Annotated in this window: 11 protein-coding genes; 7 read left to right on the top strand and 4 right to left on the bottom strand. The window is 65.6% G+C overall.

The features are described from left to right. The first annotated feature begins 2 nt into the window (after positions 1–2). Positions 3–605, top strand: a complete 603-nt coding sequence (locus NG898_RS22200; RefSeq protein WP_252694458.1) for a nitrous oxide reductase accessory protein NosL — start codon at positions 3–5, stop codon at positions 603–605. Between the two features lie 193 nt (positions 606–798). Further along, positions 799–1,974 (top strand): flagellar biosynthesis protein FlhB, encoded by a 1,176-nt coding sequence (gene flhB, locus NG898_RS22195; RefSeq protein WP_252694457.1) that lies wholly within the window; start codon positions 799–801, stop codon positions 1,972–1,974. Positions 1,975–2,032: 58 nt separating this feature from the next. Here flhB and NG898_RS22190 read toward each other — a convergent pair whose 3' ends face one another. Then, a complete protein-coding gene (locus tag NG898_RS22190; protein ID WP_252694456.1) occupies positions 2,033–2,725 on the bottom strand; it encodes a YitT family protein in 693 nt (230 codons plus the stop codon). A 462-nt stretch (positions 2,726–3,187) separates the two neighbouring features. On the opposite strand from NG898_RS22190, the gene flhA reads away from it, so the two are divergent. Genes flhA through NG898_RS22170 form a run of 4 tightly spaced genes read left to right on the top strand, consistent with a single transcriptional unit; the run spans position 3,188 to position 8,775 of the window. Then, complete coding sequence (gene flhA, locus NG898_RS22185; RefSeq protein ID WP_252694455.1) at positions 3,188–5,296, top strand: flagellar biosynthesis protein FlhA; 2,109 nt, start codon at positions 3,188–3,190, stop codon at positions 5,294–5,296. Then, positions 5,293–7,212: a flagellar biosynthesis GTPase FlhF gene (gene flhF / locus NG898_RS22180; RefSeq protein ID WP_252694454.1), complete on the top strand. Its 1,920-nt coding sequence runs from the start codon at positions 5,293–5,295 to the stop codon at positions 7,210–7,212. The genes flhA and flhF overlap by 4 nt, the downstream gene beginning before the upstream one ends. Before the next feature lie 13 nt (positions 7,213–7,225). Then, the gene (locus NG898_RS22175) at positions 7,226–8,005 is read left to right on the top strand and encodes a MinD/ParA family ATP-binding protein (protein ID WP_252694453.1); all 780 of its coding nucleotides are present in this window, start codon (positions 7,226–7,228) and stop codon (positions 8,003–8,005) included. Between the two features lie 8 nt (positions 8,006–8,013). Beyond that, the gene (locus NG898_RS22170; RefSeq protein WP_045201919.1) at positions 8,014–8,775 is read left to right on the top strand and encodes an RNA polymerase sigma factor FliA; all 762 of its coding nucleotides are present in this window, start codon (positions 8,014–8,016) and stop codon (positions 8,773–8,775) included. Positions 8,776–8,843: 68 nt separating this feature from the next. Here NG898_RS22170 and NG898_RS22165 read toward each other — a convergent pair whose 3' ends face one another. Continuing rightward, on the bottom strand, positions 8,844–9,926 hold the full coding sequence (locus NG898_RS22165) for an MBL fold metallo-hydrolase (protein ID WP_252694452.1): 1,083 nt from the start codon (positions 9,924–9,926) through the stop codon (positions 8,844–8,846). A 226-nt stretch (positions 9,927–10,152) separates the two neighbouring features. Between NG898_RS22165 and NG898_RS22160 the strand changes: the two genes are divergently transcribed. Beyond that, positions 10,153–10,884 (top strand): Crp/Fnr family transcriptional regulator, encoded by a 732-nt coding sequence (locus NG898_RS22160; protein WP_252694451.1) that lies wholly within the window; start codon positions 10,153–10,155, stop codon positions 10,882–10,884. Between the two features lie 21 nt (positions 10,885–10,905). Here NG898_RS22160 and NG898_RS22155 read toward each other — a convergent pair whose 3' ends face one another. Further along, complete coding sequence (locus tag NG898_RS22155) at positions 10,906–11,421, bottom strand: VirK family protein (protein ID WP_252694450.1); 516 nt, start codon at positions 11,419–11,421, stop codon at positions 10,906–10,908. Positions 11,422–11,522: 101 nt separating this feature from the next. Further along, positions 11,523–21,890, bottom strand: coding sequence for a LysM peptidoglycan-binding domain-containing protein (locus tag NG898_RS22150; RefSeq protein WP_252694449.1), 10,368 nt, complete (start codon positions 21,888–21,890; stop codon positions 11,523–11,525). Positions 21,891–22,097 lie beyond the last annotated feature (207 nt).

Genomic DNA, 22,097 nt, shown 5'->3' with positions numbered 1-22,097 from the left:
CCATGCGGCTGCGTCGATCAGGCTTGACGGCAATGGTTCTGCTGGCGGCCTCGCTCTGGTGGTATGGCGTGCATGCGAGCCGCCGCGTCGAGCCCGAGATCCCCACCGAGATCTGCTTTGTCGCACCACCCACGCCCTATGACCCGCGCTCCGGCGTCGCGCCCGATGCGCCGCGCGCCATCCCGCCCCACGCACGTTGCCCGGTCTGCGGCGCATTTCCGTCGCGCGTGCCGGACTGGGCAGCCCAGGTGATCTTTGCCGATGGCGATGCGTACTTCTTCGACTCGCCCTTGAGCCTGTTCATCTACTTGCGCAACCTGCCGCGCTACGCCGCCGGCCGGCAGGCCACCGACATTGCCGCGGCCTATGTGCGCGCGGTGGGCGACGGGCGCTGGATCGCCGCGCTGCAGGCCGTCTACGTATGGGGCTCCGATGTGCCCGGGCCGATGCGCAGGGGCAATCTGCCGGCCTTCCAGAATCACACCGATGCGCGCGCTTTCATTGCGCGCCATGGCGGATCGGTCATGGGTTCCGCCGGCATTACCGCAGAACGCCTGCGGGCGTTGGAGCCCACGCAGCCCCATCCGGCCGGTCAGCACACCTAGCGCACGCAGCCTGGTGGGCCGAGCAGGCTTGATTGCACCCGGTGGCCCCATGTTGGCGTGGTTCCCGAGGCTTTCTGTCGATAAGCCGCCCCAGAGGCCGCTTTTTCGGCGCTTCAATGGGCGGGGGTGCCTTGGATAATGCGACGGTCGGCCAACCTGCCGGCCTGTTCCATCCACCCCTCGCACGCCCGGCATGTCCGAAGAAAGCGATCTCGAAAAAACCGAACCAGCCTCTCCGAGGCGCCTCGAGCAGGCGCGCGAGGAAGGCGACGTTCCCAGATCACGGGAACTGGCTTCGTTCGCCCTCACGGCGGTGTCCGCGGGCGGTTTGTGGGTGATGGGCGACTCGATCGTGCGGGCTGCGTCGTCTTTCCTGGCGCGCTGCCTGGAGTTCCACCGCTACAACTACACCAGCGGGCAGGACCAGTGGAACTACGTGACCGGCCAGTTCATGCCGCTGGCCATGGCGCTGGGCGGGCTGATGCTGATGCTGGTGATTGCCGCGCTGTCGCCGCTGGCGCTCACGCGCGGGGCCATCTCGTTCAAGCCGCTGGCCCCCGATATTTCGCGCCTGTTCAAGCTGCAGGGCCTGACGCGCATGTTCTCGCTGGAGGGGCTGGTGGAGCTGCCCCGCCTGCTGATCAAGCTGTTTTTGATTGCCGGTGTGGGCTGGTTGCTGGTCCGGTATTACCGGGGTGACCTGATCGAACTGCCGCAGCAGGACCTGGGCGTGGCCATGCGCGACACCCTGCACGTGGCCGGCGTGGCCTTCCTCTGCATGGCGGCGGTGATGATGCTGGTGGCGGCCGTGGATGTACCGCTGTCCTTGTGGCAATACGCGCGCAAGCACCGCATGACCAAGGAAGAAGTGCGCAAGGAGCACCGCGAGTCCGAAGGCGATCCGCACGTCAAGGGCCGCATCCGCAACCTGCAGCGCCAGGCGGCCCAGCGCCGCATGATGGCCGATGTGCCCAAGGCCGATGTGATCGTCACCAACCCGACGCACTACGCCGTGGCGCTGCGCTATTCCGAGAAGGAAGGCGGCGCGCCGCGCGTGCTGGCCAAGGGCGCCGACATGGTGGCCGCCAAGATTCGGGAGCTGGGCACGGAGCACAAGATTCCCATTCTGGAAGCGCCCCCACTGGCCCGTGCGCTGTACCGCCATACCGAGATCGGCCACCAGATTCCCGAAGCGCTGTACGCCGCCGTGGCCGAGGTGCTCGCCTATGTCTACCAGCTGCGCCGCCTGCATCAGGTTGGCGGCCGTGTGCCGGTGCGCCCGACCGACCTGCCGGTGCCTGCCGATATGGACCCGGGGCCGCAGCCCGGCCCGGACGATGCCGATGAGGACGTCACCAGCGACGCCTGAGGGATCAGCAATCCCAACGTTGATGCTGACGCTTTCGCCGGTGAGGCCCCGACTGCCGCTACCGCACCACGACGTTATATCGACCCGGGCGGTGCCATGCGATCACCATCGCGCTCATGGCCACTGCGCTCAGTGCCGACCAGCCCACACGGCCGGTCGGAATCACCAGGAGCGATGTCAGCAGAATCATCGAATCGATGGCCACTTGCACGATCCCCGCATTGATCCCCCGCGTGCGCTGCAGCCAGAGCGTCAGAACGCCCGTGCCGCCCACGCCGGAGCCATGCCGGGCGAGCGCCAACACCCCCATGCCGTTGAGCGTTCCGCCCACCACGGCTGCAAACAGCGGGCTCTCAAAATCGATGTGTAAGGCCTGCCGCGTCACCGCAAGCAGGAGGGTGATGCCACAACTGGCCAGCGTCGACTTGATGGCAAAACGAGGGCCCATCACAAAATAGGCGAACACGAAAAACGGCACGTTGACCAACGTGAAAATGGTGCCCACCGACAGCGGCGCCACGTACGACACGAGCAACGCGATTCCTGCAATGCCACCGGTCACGAGTCCGGCCGCGCTGAGCAACACCACCCCTGTCACGATAAACATCATGCCGACGGCCATGCCGTAGACGTCCTCGAGCATCGTGTGTCGGGCGGCATGGGGAGGGCTTGCCGCAACGGCGCCGCTTGCGTGATGAAGCTGATGGTCCATGGCGCCGCTCATCGGATGAACGGCCAGTCCGGCAAACAATCATGGATGTCCGGTAATCCAGAGGTGGGGTGCTTCATTGAACGTTGCCTATGATCGGGTTGGTGCATCCACGCACCGGACACGGCACCACCTTCGTGCGGTGTTGCCTGGATCCGGGTCTGGTGGGCGGCGTTTCAGGATGATTTGCAAGTCCCATACCCAGCATCCCGGCGGCATGGCGCATACGACCCCAGGCCGCTGCTGCAGCGCGAGGGTATCGAAAGGGGTGCTGTTGAGGGACAGGATTGGCGCAGCCCATTTGAGTACGCGATTCTGTACGAAAGTCTGGTACGGCGCACCCACGCGCCCCCTGGCGGCGTGAAGGGATAGAAGCGCACCCCCCGGTGGGAGGGTATTTCAGAGAAAAGCCGCCTTTTGGGCGGCTTTCTCACGTCTTCGATTTGGCGGTTCCCCCGGCAAGATGGCATCCATCGAAAAGCCCCCCGCTGCACGACCCCGCCAATGAACGCCGCACTGCTCCGAGTCACCGACATCCTGCGCAAGGGCGACTACCGCTCCGCCGCGGGCCCGGTGCTCATCATCCTGATCCTGGCGATGATGGTGCTGCCATTGCCGCCGTTCATCCTCGATCTGCTGTTCACCTTCAACATCGCGCTGTCGATCATCGTGCTGCTGATCAGCATGCACACGCTCAAGCCGCTGGATTTCTCGTCGTTCCCGAGCATCCTGCTGATCACCACGCTGATGCGCCTGTCGCTGAACGTGGCTTCCACGCGCGTGGTGCTGATGGAAGGCCACACCGGCCCCGACGCCGCCGGCAAGGTGATCGAGGCGTTCGGCCACTTCCTCGTGGGCGGCAACTACACCGTCGGCATCGTGCTGTTCGTCATCCTCGTGATCATCAACTTCATGGTGATCAGCAAGGGCGCGGGCCGCATCGCCGAGGTCAGCGCGCGCTTCACGCTCGATGCGATGCCCGGCAAGCAGATGGCGATTGACGCCGACCTGAACGCCGGCCTGATCCGCGAAGACGAAGCCCGCAGGCGCCGCACGGAGATCGCCCAGGAAGCTGAATTCTTCGGCTCCATGGACGGTGCCAGCAAGTTCGTGCGCGGCGACTCGGTGGCGGGTATCGCCATCCTGCTGATCAACATCGTCGGCGGCCTGGCCGTGGGTGTGCTCCAGCACGGCATGGACGTAGGCCACGCGGCCACCAACTACACGCTGCTGACCATCGGCGACGGCCTCGTCGCGCAGATTCCGGCGCTGGTGATCTCCACCGCGGCGGGCATCATGGTCAGCCGCGTTTCCACCGACAAGGATGTCGGTCAGCAACTGTCGAGCGAGCTGTTTGCCATGCCGATGGTGCTGATGACCACCGCCGGCGTGCTGGGCCTGCTGGGCCTGGTGCCGGGCATGCCGCACATCCCGTTCGTGCTGTTTGGCGGCGGTCTGGGTTATCTGGGCTGGTACCTCAAGAAGAAGCGCGAAGTGCCCGAGGTCGAGCCCGTGCTGCAGGCGATTGCCCCTGTGGATACGCCCGAGGCGAGCTGGGACGACGTGTCGTGGGTCGACGTGCTGGGCCTGGAAATCGGTTACCGCCTGATCCCGCTGGTCGACAAGAGCCAGGACGGCGAGCTGCTGCGCCGGATCAAGGGCATCCGCAAGAAGTTCACGCAGGACATGGGTTTCCTGGCGCCGGTGGTGCATATCCGCGACAACCTGGAACTGGGCCCGTCGTCGTACCGCATCACGCTCAAGGGCGTGGAAATCGGCCACGGCGAAGTACAGCAGGGCAAGTTCCTCGCCATCAACCCGGGTGGCCAGGATGGCCTCGGCGGCCATGGCGGTCGCCTGGGCACGCAACTGCCCGGCACGCCCACGGTGGACCCGACCTTTGGCCTGCCGGCCATGTGGATCAACGCCGATGTGCGTGATCGTGCGCAGGCCGAGGGCTACACCGTGGTCGATTGCAGCACGGTCATCGCCACGCACGTCAATCAGTTGATTTACACCCATAGCACCGAGCTTCTCGGCCGTTTGGAAGTTCAGCAATTGCTCGATCATTTGGGCAAGGAAGCACCGAAGCTGGTCGAAGACGTTGTGCCGAAGCTGTTGCCCGTCGCGACCGTGCAGAAGGTGCTGCAGAACCTGCTGGACGAAGGCCTGCATATCCGTGACATCCGCACCATCGTCGAGACGCTGGCGGAACACGGAGGCAGGACGCAAGACCCCGCCGAACTCACCGCCGCCGTGCGTGTGGCGCTGGGCCGGGCGATTGCCCAGCAGCTCTTCCCGAACAAGACCGAAATGCAGGTCGTCACGCTTGACCCGAATCTGGAGAACATCTTGCTGCAAAGCGTCGTTGGCTCTAACGCCGGCCCGATCGAACCGCAACTCGCCGACTCGCTCATGCAAGCGGCTGCGGACTCGTCGCGACAGCACGAACAGATGGGTCAGACGGGCGTCCTGCTCGTACCGCCTGCACTGCGCCCGATGCTTGCCCGCCTGTTCAAGCGTGCCGCACCGAGCCTGCGCGTGCTGTCGCACGCAGAAATTCCAGATCACCGAACGATTAAGGTTGTCGCCATGCTTGGAGGCCGCGCATGAAAATGCATCGATTTACCGGACTGACGTCGCGTGACGTCTTGCGCAAGGTCCGCGACCAACTGGGCGATGGCGCTCTGATCCTGTCGAACCGCGCCATTCCGGGTGGTATCGAGATCATCGCGGCATGCGACTCGCACGTGGATGCGCTGGTCGACACGCAGTCGTCGGCACCCAAGACGGCACAGCGCCGTCCGATCGCACCGGCGCCGATCCCCGAGCCCGCACCGATTGCCGCTGCAACCGCAGCCGTCGTTGCCGCTCAGGCGCCCGCTGAAGAGGCCCAGCAGGCCGAGGCTCCGGCGCCCAACGCACTGGCCCGTCTGCGTAACCGCTTCATTGCTTCGCGTCGCGCCCCCGCACAGGAAGAAGCACCGGCAGCTCCGGTGGCTCCGGTCAGTCAGGCAGCCAAGCCGGCCGGCCGCACGCTGCAAACGCGTGTGGATGACGACGTGGCATTCGGCGAAGAAGATGCGCTGGCAGCCTCCACCCGCATGCTGGCCGGCTTGTCGCTCGACCGTGCCAATGCCGAGGTTGCTCAATCTGCCGCGCAGGCCCTGGCCAGCACCGCCCAGTTCATCGCCCGCCGTACCGCGGTGGAAGACGACGAACCGGAGATGGAATCGACCGCCCGCTTTGCCGCACGTCGCGAACAAGCGCGTGAGCAGGCACGCGAGCAGGATGACCGCCCGGTTTCGCTGCGCAGCTTTGCCGAGCGCGTGGAAGCCCAGGCCCGCAACCTCCGTGCAGAACAACAGAAGGCCGAAGCACCCGTGAATGGGCGCATCGAGGCGCAAGCCGACGCTCGCACTGACGCCCCCAAGTCGTCCGACATTTTCGTCCGCGTGGAGGACACGATGGCCAAGCCCGAAGCCCCGCGTGACGACGTGAGCCTGCAGCGCTCGGCCATCCAGGCCGACGTGAAGGAAAGCATCCGAGCCGAGACCGACGTGATGACCCGCCGCATGGTCGGCGAGATCGAAACGCTCAAGAGCACGCTGAACGACGCCATGTCGAGCCTCGCCTCGCTGGGCGTGAAGCTGGGCGACCCGGTGCGTACGCGCCTGTTCCAGACCATGCTCAACGCAGGCTTCTCGGCACAGCTCACGCGCTACGTGCTGGAGAACATGCCGCAGCACGACTCGTATGAAGGCGCGCTGGATTTCGTGCAGCGCGCGATTGAAAAGAACCTGACCACCGTGTCGGATGAAAACAGCCTGCTCGACCAGGGCGGCGTGTTTGCCCTGATGGGCCCGACCGGCGTGGGCAAGACCACCACGACCGCCAAGCTGGCCGCGCGCTTCGTGCTGCGCCATGGCGCATCGCGTGTGGCACTGCTCTCGACCGACAGCTACCGGATCGGTGGCCATGAACAACTGCGCATCTACGGCAAGATCCTGGGCGTCTCGGTGCATGCCGTGAAAGACGCGCAAGACCTGAGCCTGGCGCTGAACGATCTGCGCGAGAAGCACGTCGTGCTGATCGACACCATCGGCATGAGCCAGCGTGACCGCGCCGTGTCCGAGCAGATGGCGATGCTGCATGCCGTGGGCCCGTCGATCAAGCGCCTGCTGCTGCTGAACGCTGCAAGCAACGGCAAGACGCTCGACGAAGTCGTGGGTGCCTACCGCGACGCCAACCTGGCCGGCTGCATCCTGACCAAGATCGACGAGGCTGCCTCCGTGGGCCACGCGATGGACGTGATGATCCGCCGCCGCCTGCCGCTGCACTACGTGTCGTACGGCCAGCGCGTGCCGGAGGACATTGCGGTGCCGAACAAGAAGCTGCTGATCCATCGCTCGTTCCGGGCTGGTGCGGAGCAGTCGTCGTTCACGCTGGATTCGGATGAATCGTTGCTCGTGGCGCAAGGCGCCGCGCGTAACCGCGAACCTGGCCTGGCCGCTTTCGATTTCGCCTGACAAGGGGGCGACCATGACGACGCCATTCGCCAAGGATCAAGCCGCAGGGCTGCGGCGCATGCTCGGTCATGCTGCTGCCCGCCGTGTGCTGGTGATCGGTGCGGAAGAGCAGGTCGACGACTTTGTCGACAACCTGCGCATCGCGCTGTCCGCCATGGGCCGCGACACGGCCGTGGTGAACGCGCAGACCATGCTCGCCATGCCCGGCGTGCTCGAGCAGTACGACGAGACGGCGGATGTGACGCTCGTGGCCGCGCATTTCGGCACCCGGGCGCTGAGCACCGTGGCTGAAGTCTGCGACGACGTGCTGCTGACCTTCTCCGATGGCCCGGAAGGCATCAAGAGCGCGTACACGCTGCTCAAGAAAACCGCCGTGCTGCAAGGCAGCGCGGGCATCCGCACCGTGGTGTGCGGCGCGCATTCGGTGGATTCCGCCGTGCGCGTGTTCGGTAACCTGGCCAATACCGTGGGCCAGTACCTGAACACCCGTATCGATTTCGCTGGCTACCTCCCTGAGGACCGGCACGTAGAACTTGCGCTCTCGCTCGGCAAGCCCGTGGCGAGCGCGTTTCCCGCATCGCCTTCGGCCATGGCCTTCCGCCAGCTTGCCGAAGAAATGTTGAGCTGGGCCAGCGCCGAGGCCCAAGCCGGTGATGGCAGTGCGCCGTCGCGGGTGGTCATGTCGGCGCGGGCACCGGCACAGCCGGCTGATGAATCGGCGCAAGACACGTCAATGTCGACTTCGACTGCGACGCCCCGCGCCACCGCACGCGCGGCCGAATTGGTTTATTGAGGCGCAGCATGAACGAGGCGTCAAAGGCAGGCATGAATATGTACACCGCAACCGGTCGCAAGACCAAGTCCGACGAGATGGCCATGTACGCACCGCTGGTGCGTCGCATTGCCAACCAGATGATGGTCAAGCTGCCCGCCAGCGTTGAGCTGGACGACCTGATCCAGGCCGGCATGATGGGCTTGCTCGACGCGCTGTCGCGCTATGAGGAAACGCAGGGTGTGCAGTTCGAGTTCTACGCAGCCCAGCGTATTCGCGGCGCGATTCTGGACGAACTGCGCGGCTCCGACTGGCTGCCGCGCGGCCTGCGCCGCAACGCCCGCACGATCGAGCAGGCGATCCAGAAGCTGCAGCAGCAGAAGGGCCGCGCGCCCACCGAAACCGAGATTGCCGCCGCGCTGGGCATGTCGCTGGCCGAATACCAGAAGCAACTGGTCGACCTGCAAGGCAGCCAGCTGTTGTATTACGAAGATTTCGACCGCGAAGACGCCGACGCCTTCATCGAGAACCGCGCGCCCGAGAACGACGCCACGCCGCTGGACCAACTGCTGGACCACGACCTGCGCGAATCGGTTGTTGCTGCCATCGAGGCACTGCCCGAGCGCGAAAAGCTCATGATGAGCCTCTACTACGAGCAGGATCTGAACCTGCGTGAAATCGGCGCCGTGATGGGCGTGTCGGAATCGCGCGTGTGCCAGATCCACAGCCAGGCCATCGCCCGCATCCGCTCGCGCCTGCGTGATCGCGCATGGCTGCCGACGCCAACCTGATCTGATGTCAATCGAGCGCCGCCGCCTTTAGGCTGCGCCGCTTGGTCTGTGCTTGACCTGCCAGTTTCTTACTGCGCGGCCAGCGAGTCATTTCGCGGCCGCGCTTTTTCTTTTGGGACGTCGGTCACAAGGCTTGAGGCGGCGGAATCCCACACTCGGGTCTCGCCATGCTTGAAGAGGACGAAACGCTCGGCAGGCACGTTGGCGGCCTTCAGCGCGTGGGCCAAGTCGGTGATGGGCTGATCGAGCGCTTCGTCTGTCAGCTCGAACGTGCCCCAGTGGATGCCCACTGCCTGCCGTGCGCCGATGTCTTGCATGACCTGCACGGCTTCGGTCGGGTCGATGTGCTGTGCCTTCATGAACCAGCGCGGCTCGTAGGCGCCCACGGCAATGGCGGCCACATCGAAGTGGCCGAAGCGCGCACCAATGTCGCGTGTGTCTTGCGAATAGCCCAGATCACCCGAGAACCAGAAACGCAGGCGCGGATGCAGCAGCGCCCAGCTGCCCCAGAGCGTGTGGTTGCGGTCGTACAGGCCGCGTGCGGACCAGTGCTGCACGGCGCAGAAGTGCGCGGTGAAGGGGCCGAAGCGGGCTTCGTCGTCCCAGTCGAACGCGCGCACGTTGGGGTTGTCGCCACCCAGGCGCGTGCCGCGTACGTTGCGCGCAAACCAGCGGTCGATGCCCAGCGGCACGAAGAACATGGGTGCGCCGCCCGGCTGGCGCATCAGCGCGCGCACGCTGGCGCGGTCCAGATGGTCGTAGTGGTTGTGAGAGAGCAGCACCAGGTCGATATGCGGCAACTGCTTGAGCGACAGCCCCGGCGGCTGATGGCGGCGCGGCCCGGCAAACGGCAGCGGCGAGGCGCGCTTGGAGAACACCGGGTCGGTCAGCACGTTCAGCCCGTCGATCTGGAGCAGCAGCGTTTCGTGTCCGATCCAGGTGAGCTGCGGAACCTCGGGCGGCGGGTGGATGGCGCCCAGGTTTGGCGGGATGCAGGAGAGGTCGTGCGTGGGCGGCTTGGGCAGCTTCAGGCGGCGGCGCTCGCGTTGCCATTGCCAGAAATCGGCGTCGGGGCGCGGATGCGGATAGCGGTTGCGGAATCCGTCCGGCGTGTGGTGCGGCTTGGCGGGGTTGTAATCGGGATTCTTCATGGGCGAAGTGTTCCGGGGTGGCGGGGCGGACCGTCTGAAGTCATGCCTGGTGGCGCATAGCTTACGCAAGTACGGCGTGGACGTCCGCGCGGTGCCGTCGTTATCATCGTCCAATCGTAGACAGTGCCATGCGTTGAGCGTGTCCTACCGTGCCGGATGGTGGCGCAGACAGCGCATCCGTGTTTCGGGCCTGTCGCATCCGCCACATTCCACTGCCCCCGCGCCCATGGATTCCGCCCCCGCCCGAAGCAATCCACCGTCCGGCCCGCTCTCAGCCGCGCTGTACCGAGACCGCCTGCACGCCAGCAACTGGTTTGGCGGGCTCAGCAAGCCCCTGCAAGAACTCCTCATCGACATGGCGATCGTGCGCCGGCTGGCCGATGGAGAGGTGCTGTTTCGCCGTGGCGATCCGCCCGACGGCCTGTATTGCGTGGTGGAAGGCGGCATTCGCGTGCGCGCCACCACGGCCGACGGCCGCGAGGCGCTGCTGGCCGTGCTGGAACCCGTGAACTGGTTTGGCGAGATCGGCGTGTTCGACAACCAGGCGCGCACACACGATGCGCGGGGTGAGGGCGATACCGTGTTGCTCCACATGCCGCAAACCGCGTTGATGGATCTGCTCGAACGTGCGCCGCAGCACACGCACGCTTTTGCGTTGCTCCTGACGCACAAGCTGCGTCTCGCCTTTTCCGTGCTTGAAGAAACGGCGCTGCTGCCGGCATCCGTGCGCGTGGCGCGGCGCCTGCTGCTGATGGCGGCCGGCTACGGCGATTTGCGCCTCGGCACCCGCCGCGTGCTTCGCGTGCCGCAGGAGCAGCTTGCCTTGCTGCTCGCGCTGTCACGACAGACCGTCAATCTCGTGCTCAAGGATTTTCAGGCACGCGGCATTCTCAGGGTCGCCTATGGCGAGATCGAATTGCTCGACCTGCCTGGCCTGCGCGATATCGCCAAGGGGTGATTTCGCGCAAGCCGCATCCGCTTACCGCCGCAACAGGCCTGCCAGCCCAATCGAAAAGTCCAGGCCCGCGCCGATCGCGCACTGGAACGTCTGCGGCGCCGACACGGCCTGATACGTCAGCGGCGAAAGAAACGACACCGTGACCGTGGCCTTGTCGTCGGGCGTTACGCGGTACAGCGCAAGTTCCAGCACGGGCGTGCCGTCGGGGCGCAGGGTCAGGTGCTGATTGGCAAAGCCGATGTTGCTGCCTTCAACTTCCATGAAGTCGCGCACCGCAAAACCACCGTGCACCACCGGGGCCGCAGCCTTGGCGCCGACGCCTTGCCCGTTGGGACATTGCGATGGCGAGAAGACCGCCGTGACCGGAATGCCCGAGAACAACTCGGTACGCAAGACGTCGTAATGCGACACCGCCAGGCGCGACGCAGCTTGCGCCTGTGCGAGCTGAGGCGCGGTGGTCAGTGCCGTCAAGGTGGCGCACGTCAAGGCAACGCGCAGGGCGGATCGGATGGAACGGAATGCGTGGTGGTTCGACATGAAGCGTGCTCCGGAGGGAAGGGGAATGTGCAGCGTAGGGTGGCCCGTGCGCGTGCGCGACTACGTGGGTGCGTAGACGCGACAACACGCCGGGCCTGCGCTCAGCCTGGCCCCGGCGCCTGATGCGCCGGCACGATGATGAGGTTCTGCCCGATGTGAATCAGATTGGGATTGGCAATCTGGTTCAGTCGCGCAACCTCGTCGATCACGACTTGCAATTCGCGATACGTCGGGCCGACCACGATCGTGCCGCGGTCCGCCTCGTTGCGCAGGATGCGCGAGAGCGATTCCCCGGCCAGTACGTCGTGCGTGACGGCGGGCACGAGGTGCGTCAGCGGCGCGGGCGGCACGGGGGGCGGGGGCGGCACCACCGGCGTGTGCGGCGGTGGCTGTGCAGGACCGGTCTGCTGCGGCGGTTGATTCGGCTGCGGGGGTTGCGCTCCTTGCACCGAGTTGACCCAGGCCGAGATCAGCGCGGTCGTCTCCGCCAGCACTGTGAGCCCCGCGCCGGCACGAAGCACCCCTGGCATGAAATTCGGTGCGACCTCCTTGAGCGTCGACATCAGGTAGATCGCCGAACCGCCCACCGACACGGCCCCCGCCACGCTGGGCGCATGGGTCAGTGCAGAGGCGATCGTTCCAACGGACGACAGCGTGTACGAACCGTGGACCAGCGAGCGGACGACATCGCTGTTGCCGTAGTCGAAACCACGACGGAAGCTGTAGCGCAGCAGCCCATGGTAGAAGGCGTTGAGCGTGCTGCCGGCCATCATGGTGATGGCCAGCGCCGGCGGTGCAAAGCCCTCCAGCATCATGCCGCCCCACGCGCCGATGCTTACCACGCCGCCCACCGTGGATGCCAGACGCCCCAGCTGGCCCAAGCGCACGCCAGAGTGCATGAAATGCATTTGGGACGCGGGCAGGCCGAGGTAGCCATCCACGAGTTCCAGGCAGGTGGAAGTGACGCGCGCAATGTGGACATCGCGCTCTTCCTCGCTGAGCTGGGGCTTCGCACCGGCTTTGGCACGGTCGCGCAGCATGCCGATGGCGGCCAGCGTCTCTTCCATCACCGCGCGAATGTGGGGCAGGCGCTCGGGTGAAACGTCTCGCGCCTTGGCGTAGCGCTCAATGCCTGCGTAGTACGCGATGAGCTTGTTCTCGATCATCGCGGTATCACCACGCTTGATGCTCGCGCTCAGGATGGTGCGCCAGTCCTGTGCGGTGCGTCCGAAGGCGGGCAGTGCGCGGGCCAACGAGGCCGAATCGCGCAAGTCGATTTTGCCCAGGCTGACGAGCAGCGCGGAGAGGGTGGCGCCCCCCACACCGGCGGCGACAGCCTTGCCAATCTGCAACAGCGCCCGCTGGTTGAGCGTCCCATCGGAAGACGGCATATCGGTGCGCTTGAACAGCTTGGGCGGCGCGTGCATTGGGCCGTAGCCCAGAGCGCGCAGCGTGGCGTCGGCCCGGTCCTCTGCCAGCGGAATGGGCGGGAGACCACGGGGATCCTGATAGCGCGCCGGATCCAGTTCCGGGTCGGTCTTCAGGCTGTCCCAGTCGGTTGGCTGGGCGTCGCGCCTTGGCTCTTCGGGTGGGACGTAGCTGTTCCGCACCCTCTCGCCGTGATCCTTGAGCCAGCGTTGCGCGTGTGCTTCCGCACGCGGATTGGACTGCACGCCTACTTCGTCTCGGTTCGCTCGCACCCATTGGATCGTGCTGTATTTTGCTTGTTCGACGCGGTAGGTCGTGTTGCCCGCGAACAGCGCGTAGCGTACCTCTTGGAGTGTGCAGGGCAGTTTGTATTCGTCGATGAGGCTACGTATCTGCTCCATCAGCGGCTGGTACACGATGGCCATGTCCTGTTTGGTCAGGCGGTTCAATGGCCGTCCGAGTGCGGCATCGAGGTGAATGCGCTTCCAGTTCTCGTTCTCGAGGATCAACTCGGCCGTGGCCCGCGTCAGTTCCGGCGAACGTGTGTAGTCGGCAGTACCGTCCAGCGCGATGTGAACGTCCCTCATGTAGGGACTCTCGAGGAGCATCCGCGTACCTTTGAGCGATGCGATGCCTTCCACGGGATCGAGCACGTTGTCGTTGCCGGTACCGAAGATGTTCACTGTCGGGTGCTTGCCGGGGTTTTTCAACATCCAGGCTTCATAGGCTTTGCCAAAGCGGACCAGGTTGACGGGCCGGTTCGGCCCCGGCACGGGGCGTCCATCGGCGCCCACACGCATGTTGGCCGGGTCCATCCAGAGGGTGACTTGCGCGCCGGTCTTTGCAGAGGAGTCCAGCATCTTGTGGATGGAGTCCTGGTTCAACCAGTCCAGCGGTACGACCATCACGCCGTCCTTGTTGATCAGCCCGCCCACGTTCTCATCGAACGAGACGTTGCCATGCTTGCGGACGGCTGCTTGCCATAGGCGGCGCACGTGCGCAAGCGGGCGCTTTCGGCCGGCCGCCGCCACCTTGCTTTCTTCCGCCACCACCCGGAACTCCGAAATCACCGCGATGTTCTTGCACAGCACCGCGTAGCCGTCGGTTTCGATGTTCGAGGGGGAGATCGTGCGCGCGGCCAGCGAAACCAGGTCTTGATCGTCATGCGCCAGGTTCAGGTACGCACGTACGGCCCGGCGATCGGCCGTGCTGGCCACGCTGAAGTGCTGGGCAAGCCCGCGCGGGAACGGCACGCCGAGCGTCGTGCAGGCGTTCTCCAGCAGCTTGAGCGCTGTCTGCTCGCGCAGCAGGCCGACAGTCGGGTAAGCGCGCATCACGAACAACGATTCCTTGAATGTACGGCGGATGCGCGAGCCCCACGAAATCTCGCTGTTCTGTCGCGCGCGCTTGGCGATAGCGCCGAGGCCTGGAGCGTCGACGTTGCGGATGCCACGCTCCTTGATCTTGCTGCCCTGTGTGCCTGCGGCATCGACGATGGACCTCAATTCCGGTCGCACCGATGCCTTATCCGATGCGGCGAGCGGCAGGCCGCGATAGGTGCGCTTCGAGCCCAGGTCCTGGACGGTTGGGTTCTTCGCCACATCGGCAGGCTTGCGCTGACTGACCACGAACAATCTGTCGGGGGTGTACGACGTGTTGTCGGTCATGGGTTGCGGATCGTTACCAAATCCGCCTTTGTCCGCATCCAGGTCGCGCCACGACGGCACACCTTTGTCGTCAAACACAACCTGCCCGCGTAGTACGGGCTCACCGTCTTTTTCGCGCGTGAACGCGTAGGTGAATTGCTGTGTGCTGTCCAGCGCGCCATGACGGTGTGCCATGGCAAGCAGATGGAAGTTCTCGCCGGAGACATGCAGCGCGCGCCCCCGCGCCACTCGCTCCGCGGCCGTGCGCATCGGTATGCGGGCAAGTATGCGGCGTGGGCCTGCAATGGCGCTAACGGCGGCGCGGGCCGGGAGGTCCACCACATGCTGCGAGAAGCGTTTGAACTTGCTGACCGGTTTGTCCGGTGGCACCGGGCGGGTGGCGGGGCTCTGGCTCGTCTCGCCGGAGGACGACGCTGGTTGTGAGGCAGACGGACCGCCGCCACTGTCGAGCGCGATGACGTCCGGATCGCCCGGCATTTCGTTGGGCGGTGTTTCTCGGGTTGCCCGTGGTGTTCGCGGCTCAGATGACACCTCGGTGGGCGCTACGTAAGGCGTTTCTTCGGAGGGCGGCCACGCACGGCCATTTGGATCAAGCTTCCACCCAGGCTGGCGCGCAGCGGCGAACGCGGGGTCGTCCGGGTGCGCGGGAACGACGCGGCAGTCCGGGTTGTGTATCTGCGAGCGGTCGATTTTGTGTTCAGTCGCGAACACCGGATTGGGCATCGCCGCAGAGAGGCTTTGGCTCAGCGGAAGCGCATTGTCGATCATCAGGACAATCGGCACGGTGTACGGAGCCTCGAAACCCCTGGAGTGCAGCCGTGCCTGGATCAGGGCGGCCAGATCGTCATCGGAGAAAACCGATGGCTGGGTCCGCCCACGCTCTTCATAGATGCCGTCGAGCCAGATTGCTTTCGGATTGCCGTCGACCAGCTTGCCCTCGATGATCAGCACGTCTTCCGGCAACGCGTACCGCGTGCCACCGATGGCTTTCGCACCGATATCGGCGGTGCGGGGTTTGACCATGCTCGGAAGCATCGGCGTGCCACTGCCGTCTTTGGCGGTGTAGAGCACGATGCGCCCGTCGGTGCCGTCTTCGTGCATCGTGCGCACGCGTTCACTGGCCGGCTTGCCGGTTTCGGGGTCTCTCACTACGCCGCCAGACAGCGGGGCGCGCTGGCCGTCCAGGCCGAAGACGCGCACGTTGTCCCGCTTGAGCAGGAACGCCAGCCAGCGCGCCACGTCCGGCATGATCGCACCCCCATGCTGGAGCGCCACGAAGAACCCAGGTGCCTCCATTTCCGGGTTCATCTCCATCACGCGGCGCAGCGTCAGCATCGCCCCGTCGGCGCCAACGTCCCGGGTGTGGGTGGCGCCTTCAAAGCGGATCTGGTCGAACGGCGTGTCGATCAGCGCGCGCGCAATGTCGAACGGCGTGAGCAGGGCGTTGTCCGCGCTGTTGACGATGGGGCCGTGCCCGTCGAATGCCGCGCCGACCATGCCCGCCGGAAAGTGCATGTTGTCGTGGAACGCGGTACTGGCGTTCACGAGCAGCGGCTGGGCGGGCAGGTCGTCCCAGGCGGTGCAGTCGTAGGCAGGCCGCCCGTTGACGAGAACCGCGGGGGTGGCCGGGTCTGGTGCGCCCTTCGCGTAGAGCGTGAGCGTAACCGGGCGCGGTTTGCCCAGCGCCGGCATGGCAGGCACCTCGCGCTTGTAGGTGAGGTGAGGGTGCGCGACCACCCTGCCAAGCACATCCGCAACCCGCATCCGAAGCACGGAAGACGGGAGGTCGGCATTGAGCAGCGAGAGAATCTGGTTGCAGGCGTCTGCAAACGGCCGCTGGTTGGCTGCATCGGCAACGTGGGAAGCACGTGAGCTCCCCATAAAGTCCAGCGAATCGCTTCCTGTCCTGTAGGCGCCCGACGGCGTGCCGTGTTGCGCCAGGTCGTTTGCCGCCGCGATCTGACTGTGCGCCTGATCGAGCAGCAGCATCATCCTGTCGCCCTCGGGAAAGACCGGCTGATCGCCGTCATACAGCATGCGCAACCGCTCTTTGGTCTTGGCATAGAGCGCATCGGCATGTGAGATGACGGGCAGTGCCACGGTGCCGTGCGTCTGCCCATCGAAATGGGCGTTGACGACCTGCCGGCGCCCGTCTTGTGCACCGTCGGAGAGCTGCAGCCAGTCAAGCCCGTCCTGACCCTGCACGCGGATACCGGGGCGTGGGTCGGCAATCTGCCCGTCGGCGCTGCGTCGCTGGCGTATGCGGTTGGACAGTTCGTTCGACAGATTCACCAGCAGCGGCGGCGCTGTCCCCGAGTGGGTATCACAGCCAAGCACGACGATGTTGCCGGTCGTCTCCATGCTGAAGGTCTGATCGTTCCACACGCGCTCGGCCAGCGCGACACCGTCCAGCCGCACTTGCAGCCCGTGTTCGGACTGCCGTATCGGCAAGCCTGCGGGGACGTCCTCGATGGACCCGTAGGCCGATTCCACGTCGAGCCAGATGCCGTGGTGTTCCACCTCGCCGGCAATCACATAGGCCGGCGTGATGCCGCTCTTGCCCGGTGCCGGGCTGCCATACGGAATCGGCACGTCGGTGGGTACGCCGCTGAGGTGGGCGCGGCGCTGCGGGAAGTGCAGCAGGAACGGCGCGGAGTCCGGAAACTCCGGATCGATCAGGTTGATATGCGGCGTGTCGGCACTGGCGGCACGGTAGACGTTCGGCAGGAACGCGAGGCTGCCGTCGTACGGTTGCATGGGGCCGTCGGGGTTGTAGTTCAGCTCGATCCTTGGCCCTCCCTTGCCGGCGGTTGCAGAGGGAATATAGCCAAGTACTTTGCTGGCGGGCTGCACGCTTGCCACGGGTAGGCCGTCGGCGACGGGCCTGCCGTTCTCTGTGCGCCGCCCGGCCACGGCCTCGTCCGACACGCGCAAGTTGCCCAGCGGGAGCAGGTAGAGATACTCGTCCGGCTCCATGTGCATCAGCAAGCCGAAGGCCGTTACGTTGCGATGGATCTGCCGCGTGTCCAGGCCATGCTGCTGCACTTCTTCGGGCGTGGAGCGGGAGATCACCATCCCCATGCCCGCGTGCGGTTCGCCGCCGTACAGATACAGCCGATTGATCTCCTCGTGCAGGTCGTCGAGGATGGCAGCACGCTCCCCAGCCGGAACACGCGCGTCGGCGAGATCCTCGAAATGCAGCCCCGGCGTGCCATAACGCCTCGGCCGATCGCTCGCAAGCACCTCCGGTTCGGTATGGGCAGCCATGTCGTGTGGGTCGCCATCGAGCTGGATCACGTTGCCACTCAACGCCGCGACGGGTACGGCGGTGTAGGCGAGCACAGCTGCCTCATCGTGCATGACGGCTAGCTGGCCGAAAGTCTCTACTGCCGGCGCGTCAAACTGCCGGCGGATGAGCGCCTCCCGCAGATGATCCAAGGCATCTACGCCGAGTTTGTCGACGATCGGGTGCAGAGCCTCTCCCGACTTGGGCGTCAATGCGTCAAGCTGATCGAGCCACTTGTCGGCGACGGCCGCCTGCTCCTCGTTCATCGGCGCGTACGTCGTGCCGACAGCGTTGCCATTACGCCGCGCGACCTTGCGCAGCATGAGCGCCTCGCCCGGCTGCTCGATCATGCCAGCGGCCAGGAAGCCGAAGGTCTGGCCGATGGCGACGGCACGCTGCTGGTGCGTCATCTGGTTCCATTGGGCGCCGGTCTGGATCATGTTCCAGCCCATGCCGGCCATTGATCCGTATTTGGCGACCTTGAACAACGGCGTGCGGCCGACGTCTTCTGCAAAGGTGTCGACCTCGTCAGCAAAGCCTTTGACGGGGCGTGCGGCCATCCAGCGTTCGAGCGCGCGGGCGTCGTCGGCGGTGCGGCCGATCATGCCCACCCGGCCGATCTTGCCAAGCGTGCCGATGCCGTCGGTGGCGGTCATGAGCAGCGCGAAGCCGGCATCGGCCCAGGCGGCGGCGTTGTCGGGGTGTTCCAGCACGCGCACGGCGGCTTCGCTCGTCTGCATGGCGCCGATGGCGAACATCGTGCCGCGCGCGGCCATTGCCAGCAGCACCATCTCGGGTGCGGCAAAGGGCGCGGCCACCATCGACACCACCGCCGCGCTGATCATGACCGCCGTCTCGGGCGTCAGCCACGGCTCGTGGCCGGTCTCGTGCGTGGCCACCAGCGCCATGGCGTTGCCCTGGTCGTCAAAGGTGGCCTGCCCGCCCACGAGGTACGACACCTGGCCGATGCCGAAGTCGTTGTTGCTGACCCAGTCGCTCCAACTGTCATACACGCGGGTCTTGTGGGCCTTGTCGGTGCTGGCGCTGACATAGCGGTCCTGGCCGTCGCGGCGCACGTCGAGCAGCACCGATTGCTGCGGGTCGTTGCTGCCTTCGGCCAGCACGAAGGTGAGCCCGGTGACGGTGACGGGGCCGGTGTCGCCGCCGCCGGCCTGCCACGCCGCACGCGCGAGGTCGTCAAGCGTCGTGCCGCTGCCGTCCTGGCTGCGGTAAATGAGCTGGTTGGGGTCGTAGTAGCGGAACGTGCCGTCGTGCACGGCCTGCCAGTCGGCCGCCGTGACGGGCGTGCGCGAACTGACGCCGGCTTGCTGGCCGACATAGTCGCTGAAATCTGAAAACGTGGCGAAGCTGCGCGGTGCCAAGCCGCTGGCCTTGGCCAGTTGCTGAAACTCGGGCGAAAACGACTGGTTGACCTTGGCGGCGGGGCTATCGTCCGATGCTGCTTCGCCCTTGGCATCCTTGAGCGCCATGTTCATCGGGTCGACCACGCGGTCGGTCGGCGCAATGCACGCTGCCGCTTGCGTCATGGCGCCGGTCTTGTCGCGGTAGCTGTAACCGTTGAGCGCAGAAAGGAAGAGCTTGGGCGGCGCGCCGGCCTCCAGTGCCTTGCTGATGGTGGGCATCAGGTTCATGTCCACGCTCAGCATGCCGGCCTGGGTGCCGCCGTAATCCGACAAGACCGGTGTGTCGCCCGTCAGGCGCTGCTGGAAGGCGTGCACGAGGCGGCCATAACCATCCACCAGTGCGTTCTCGCCATCACCAAGGGCCAGCCCGCCGTTGAACAGCCGATTGCCGATGCGCGCGAGGTTGCGGTAGTAATCCACGGCCTTCTGGTCGCGCGGGTGGCCGGCGATCCAGTTCATCATCGCCGAGGGCGGCTTGCCGCCGGGTGGGTCGATGACCGCGTAGAGCCGCGCCATCAGGTTGGGCGTCGTATCCAGGCTGTCGAGCAGGTCTGCGGTGCGCGCAATGCCGTCTGCCGGCGGCAGCGTGGTGGTGAGCCGGGCGGTTTCGTCCACCATGTGCTGCACGGTGGGGTCGTTCTCCACGGCGTTCTGGATGGCGTGGTCGAAATCCACCGGCAGATACGACGCCAGCATGTGGCTCATCTGGTCCAGTGCCTTGATGCGGTCCTGCGGCTCGCCGCGCACGGGGTCGATGACGGTGTTCACCACGTTCTGCCGCATGTGCTGGATGCGGCTGTCGCCGAGGATGGCGTCGCGTACGGTGTTGCCGTCCGGCGCGTTGCCCATGGCTGCCGTGTATTGCTGAAGCGCCTCCAGCCCCTTGTATTCGGGGGCCTCCGCGCCCTGGCCCGGCGGCGTGCTGCGCATGGTGTTGTCTACCAGCTCCGTCACGATGGCCGCCTGCAGATAGGTGCCCGACAACTGCGGGACCTGCGCATCGTGATGTTGGTAGAGCTGTTGCACGGCGGCCTGCAGGTCGTTCTGGTAGACGCCGTTCAGGCCGTAACGCAGCAGATCGTCGCCGGGAATCTGCGGATACGTGTCCTTGAGTTCCTGGACGATGGCTTTGTTGTAAGCGGTGGTGGCGGTGGCCAGTGCCTGGTTGGCGCTTGTCACGTCACCATGGCCATCGGCGGCTTGCTTCTGCCGGATCTGCGCTTGCGTGAGGTCGTTCCACGCCTGGTCGGTCTGGTGTCGATCAGCCTGCAGTGCTGGGGAATCCTCCTGCACCGGCGTGGCGTCCAGCATCTGGTGGATGGCCGGTGCCGGTGTGTCGGCAAACAGGTGCAGGTTGCCGACCTGTCCGATGGCATCGTCGGTGCGCTGGTTTGCATCGATGCGCGGGTCTTCGGGCTTGAGCTGTTCTTGCGCCGCTGTTGCGGCAGTCTGGAATGCGGTCGGGTCGACGTGAGCCCCGGCCTGCAGCCGCGTGAGGATGGCCGCGTATTGCAGCGGGTCCACGCCGGGTGCCAGCGTGGTGCCATTGGCCGGCAGGTTGCTGAGCATCTTGCCGGTGATCTGCTGGATCTGCGTGGGATTGATCGGTGCAGGAACGGGCTCCTGTGCGGGCTTGTCGGGCGCCTTGCCGGCCAGTTCCTTGAGCAGGATGTTGCGGGTGCCACCTTCGAACAGGCCTTCCACCCGGCTATTGAGCTTGCCGGCCTGGCCGTCGCGGCCGATCTGGTCTGCCACCTTGAACATCAGCGTCGGATCGGCACCTTTGTCCACGAGTTGCTTGATGCCAAACGTTTCACCAGCGGTATCCAGATGGTTGCCGGTGTAGTCGAGCAGCGGGTCGTTCTCCAGCCGATGCGCGAGCGATTGCGCCAGCCGATCGTTCAACTCCTCGCCGCTGGGCGAGTAGCTGGTCTTGCGCGCCCCCTGCAGGCGCTGGCTGATGAACATCAGGTCATTGAGCAGTGCGTCGTGTTTTGCAGCAGGGTCCGATCCGCGGACGGACTGGTTCGTGAGTGTCTCCAGCGGCTGCTGGTCGACCAGCATGGCGAGCAGTTCCGGCGCGTTTGCATCGGGCCGCGTGATGGCTTGCGCGATGTTCTTCAGGTCGTCGGCGGAGCTGCCGCGTGCATGGTTGGCGATGTCACGCGTGCGCGTGTCGCCCAGCGTGAAGTTGAGGACATCCGGCGTGGCGTGGTTGACGTCCAGATCGCCGGCCAGAGATCGCATGGCGGCCGCGTAGTCCTGCTTCGGTCCATTGGTGGCCTTGTTTGCGCGGTCGATGGCGGCGTCTGCGCAGGCCGAGGCGAACAGCGTGTCGGCGTTGGTTTTATCGTGCGCGCTCTGCAGCAGTGCCAGCGCCTCGGCAAACTGCTTGGAGTCGGCGCTGTTGTACGGCGTGTTGTGCGCCTGCGTATAGAGCGCGGCCATTTCGGCGCTCACGGCCTGGTTCAGCGCGGTCGGGTTACCGGCCTGCTTCAGCTTGCCGAGCTGGTCAACCGTGGCCTTGTGCGCGTCTTCGGCCGCCTTTTGCCGTTGCGCGGCGGCAGCCTGCTCCTGGGCACGCACAAAGGCGGCCTGCGCCTCGCGTTGCGCTTGAAGAACGCTATCCGGGGGTTTGATGCCGTCTGGCCAGTTCGGTCCCATGCACGCCGTTCCTAGATGAACAGTGGGTGCGCACGGAGCATCTGCAACGCACGCCACACCGGTTCATGCTGGGCCCGCGCCCCGTCGCACACAACGCCGACTTTCCGTAAGGGCGCTTGCGCTGTTGGCGCAAAGCGGCCCTGGAATACGGTGTCATATGCGTGCCGCGCCGCTTGAGTGTCCGCTTGAGTGTCCGCTTGAGTGCGC

The organism is Ralstonia mojiangensis (assembly GCF_023955645.1).
Classification (GTDB): domain Bacteria; phylum Pseudomonadota; class Gammaproteobacteria; order Burkholderiales; family Burkholderiaceae; genus Ralstonia; species Ralstonia mojiangensis.
Note: the sequence above shows the minus strand (reverse complement) of the source record. Positions and strands in the feature narration are given on the sequence as shown.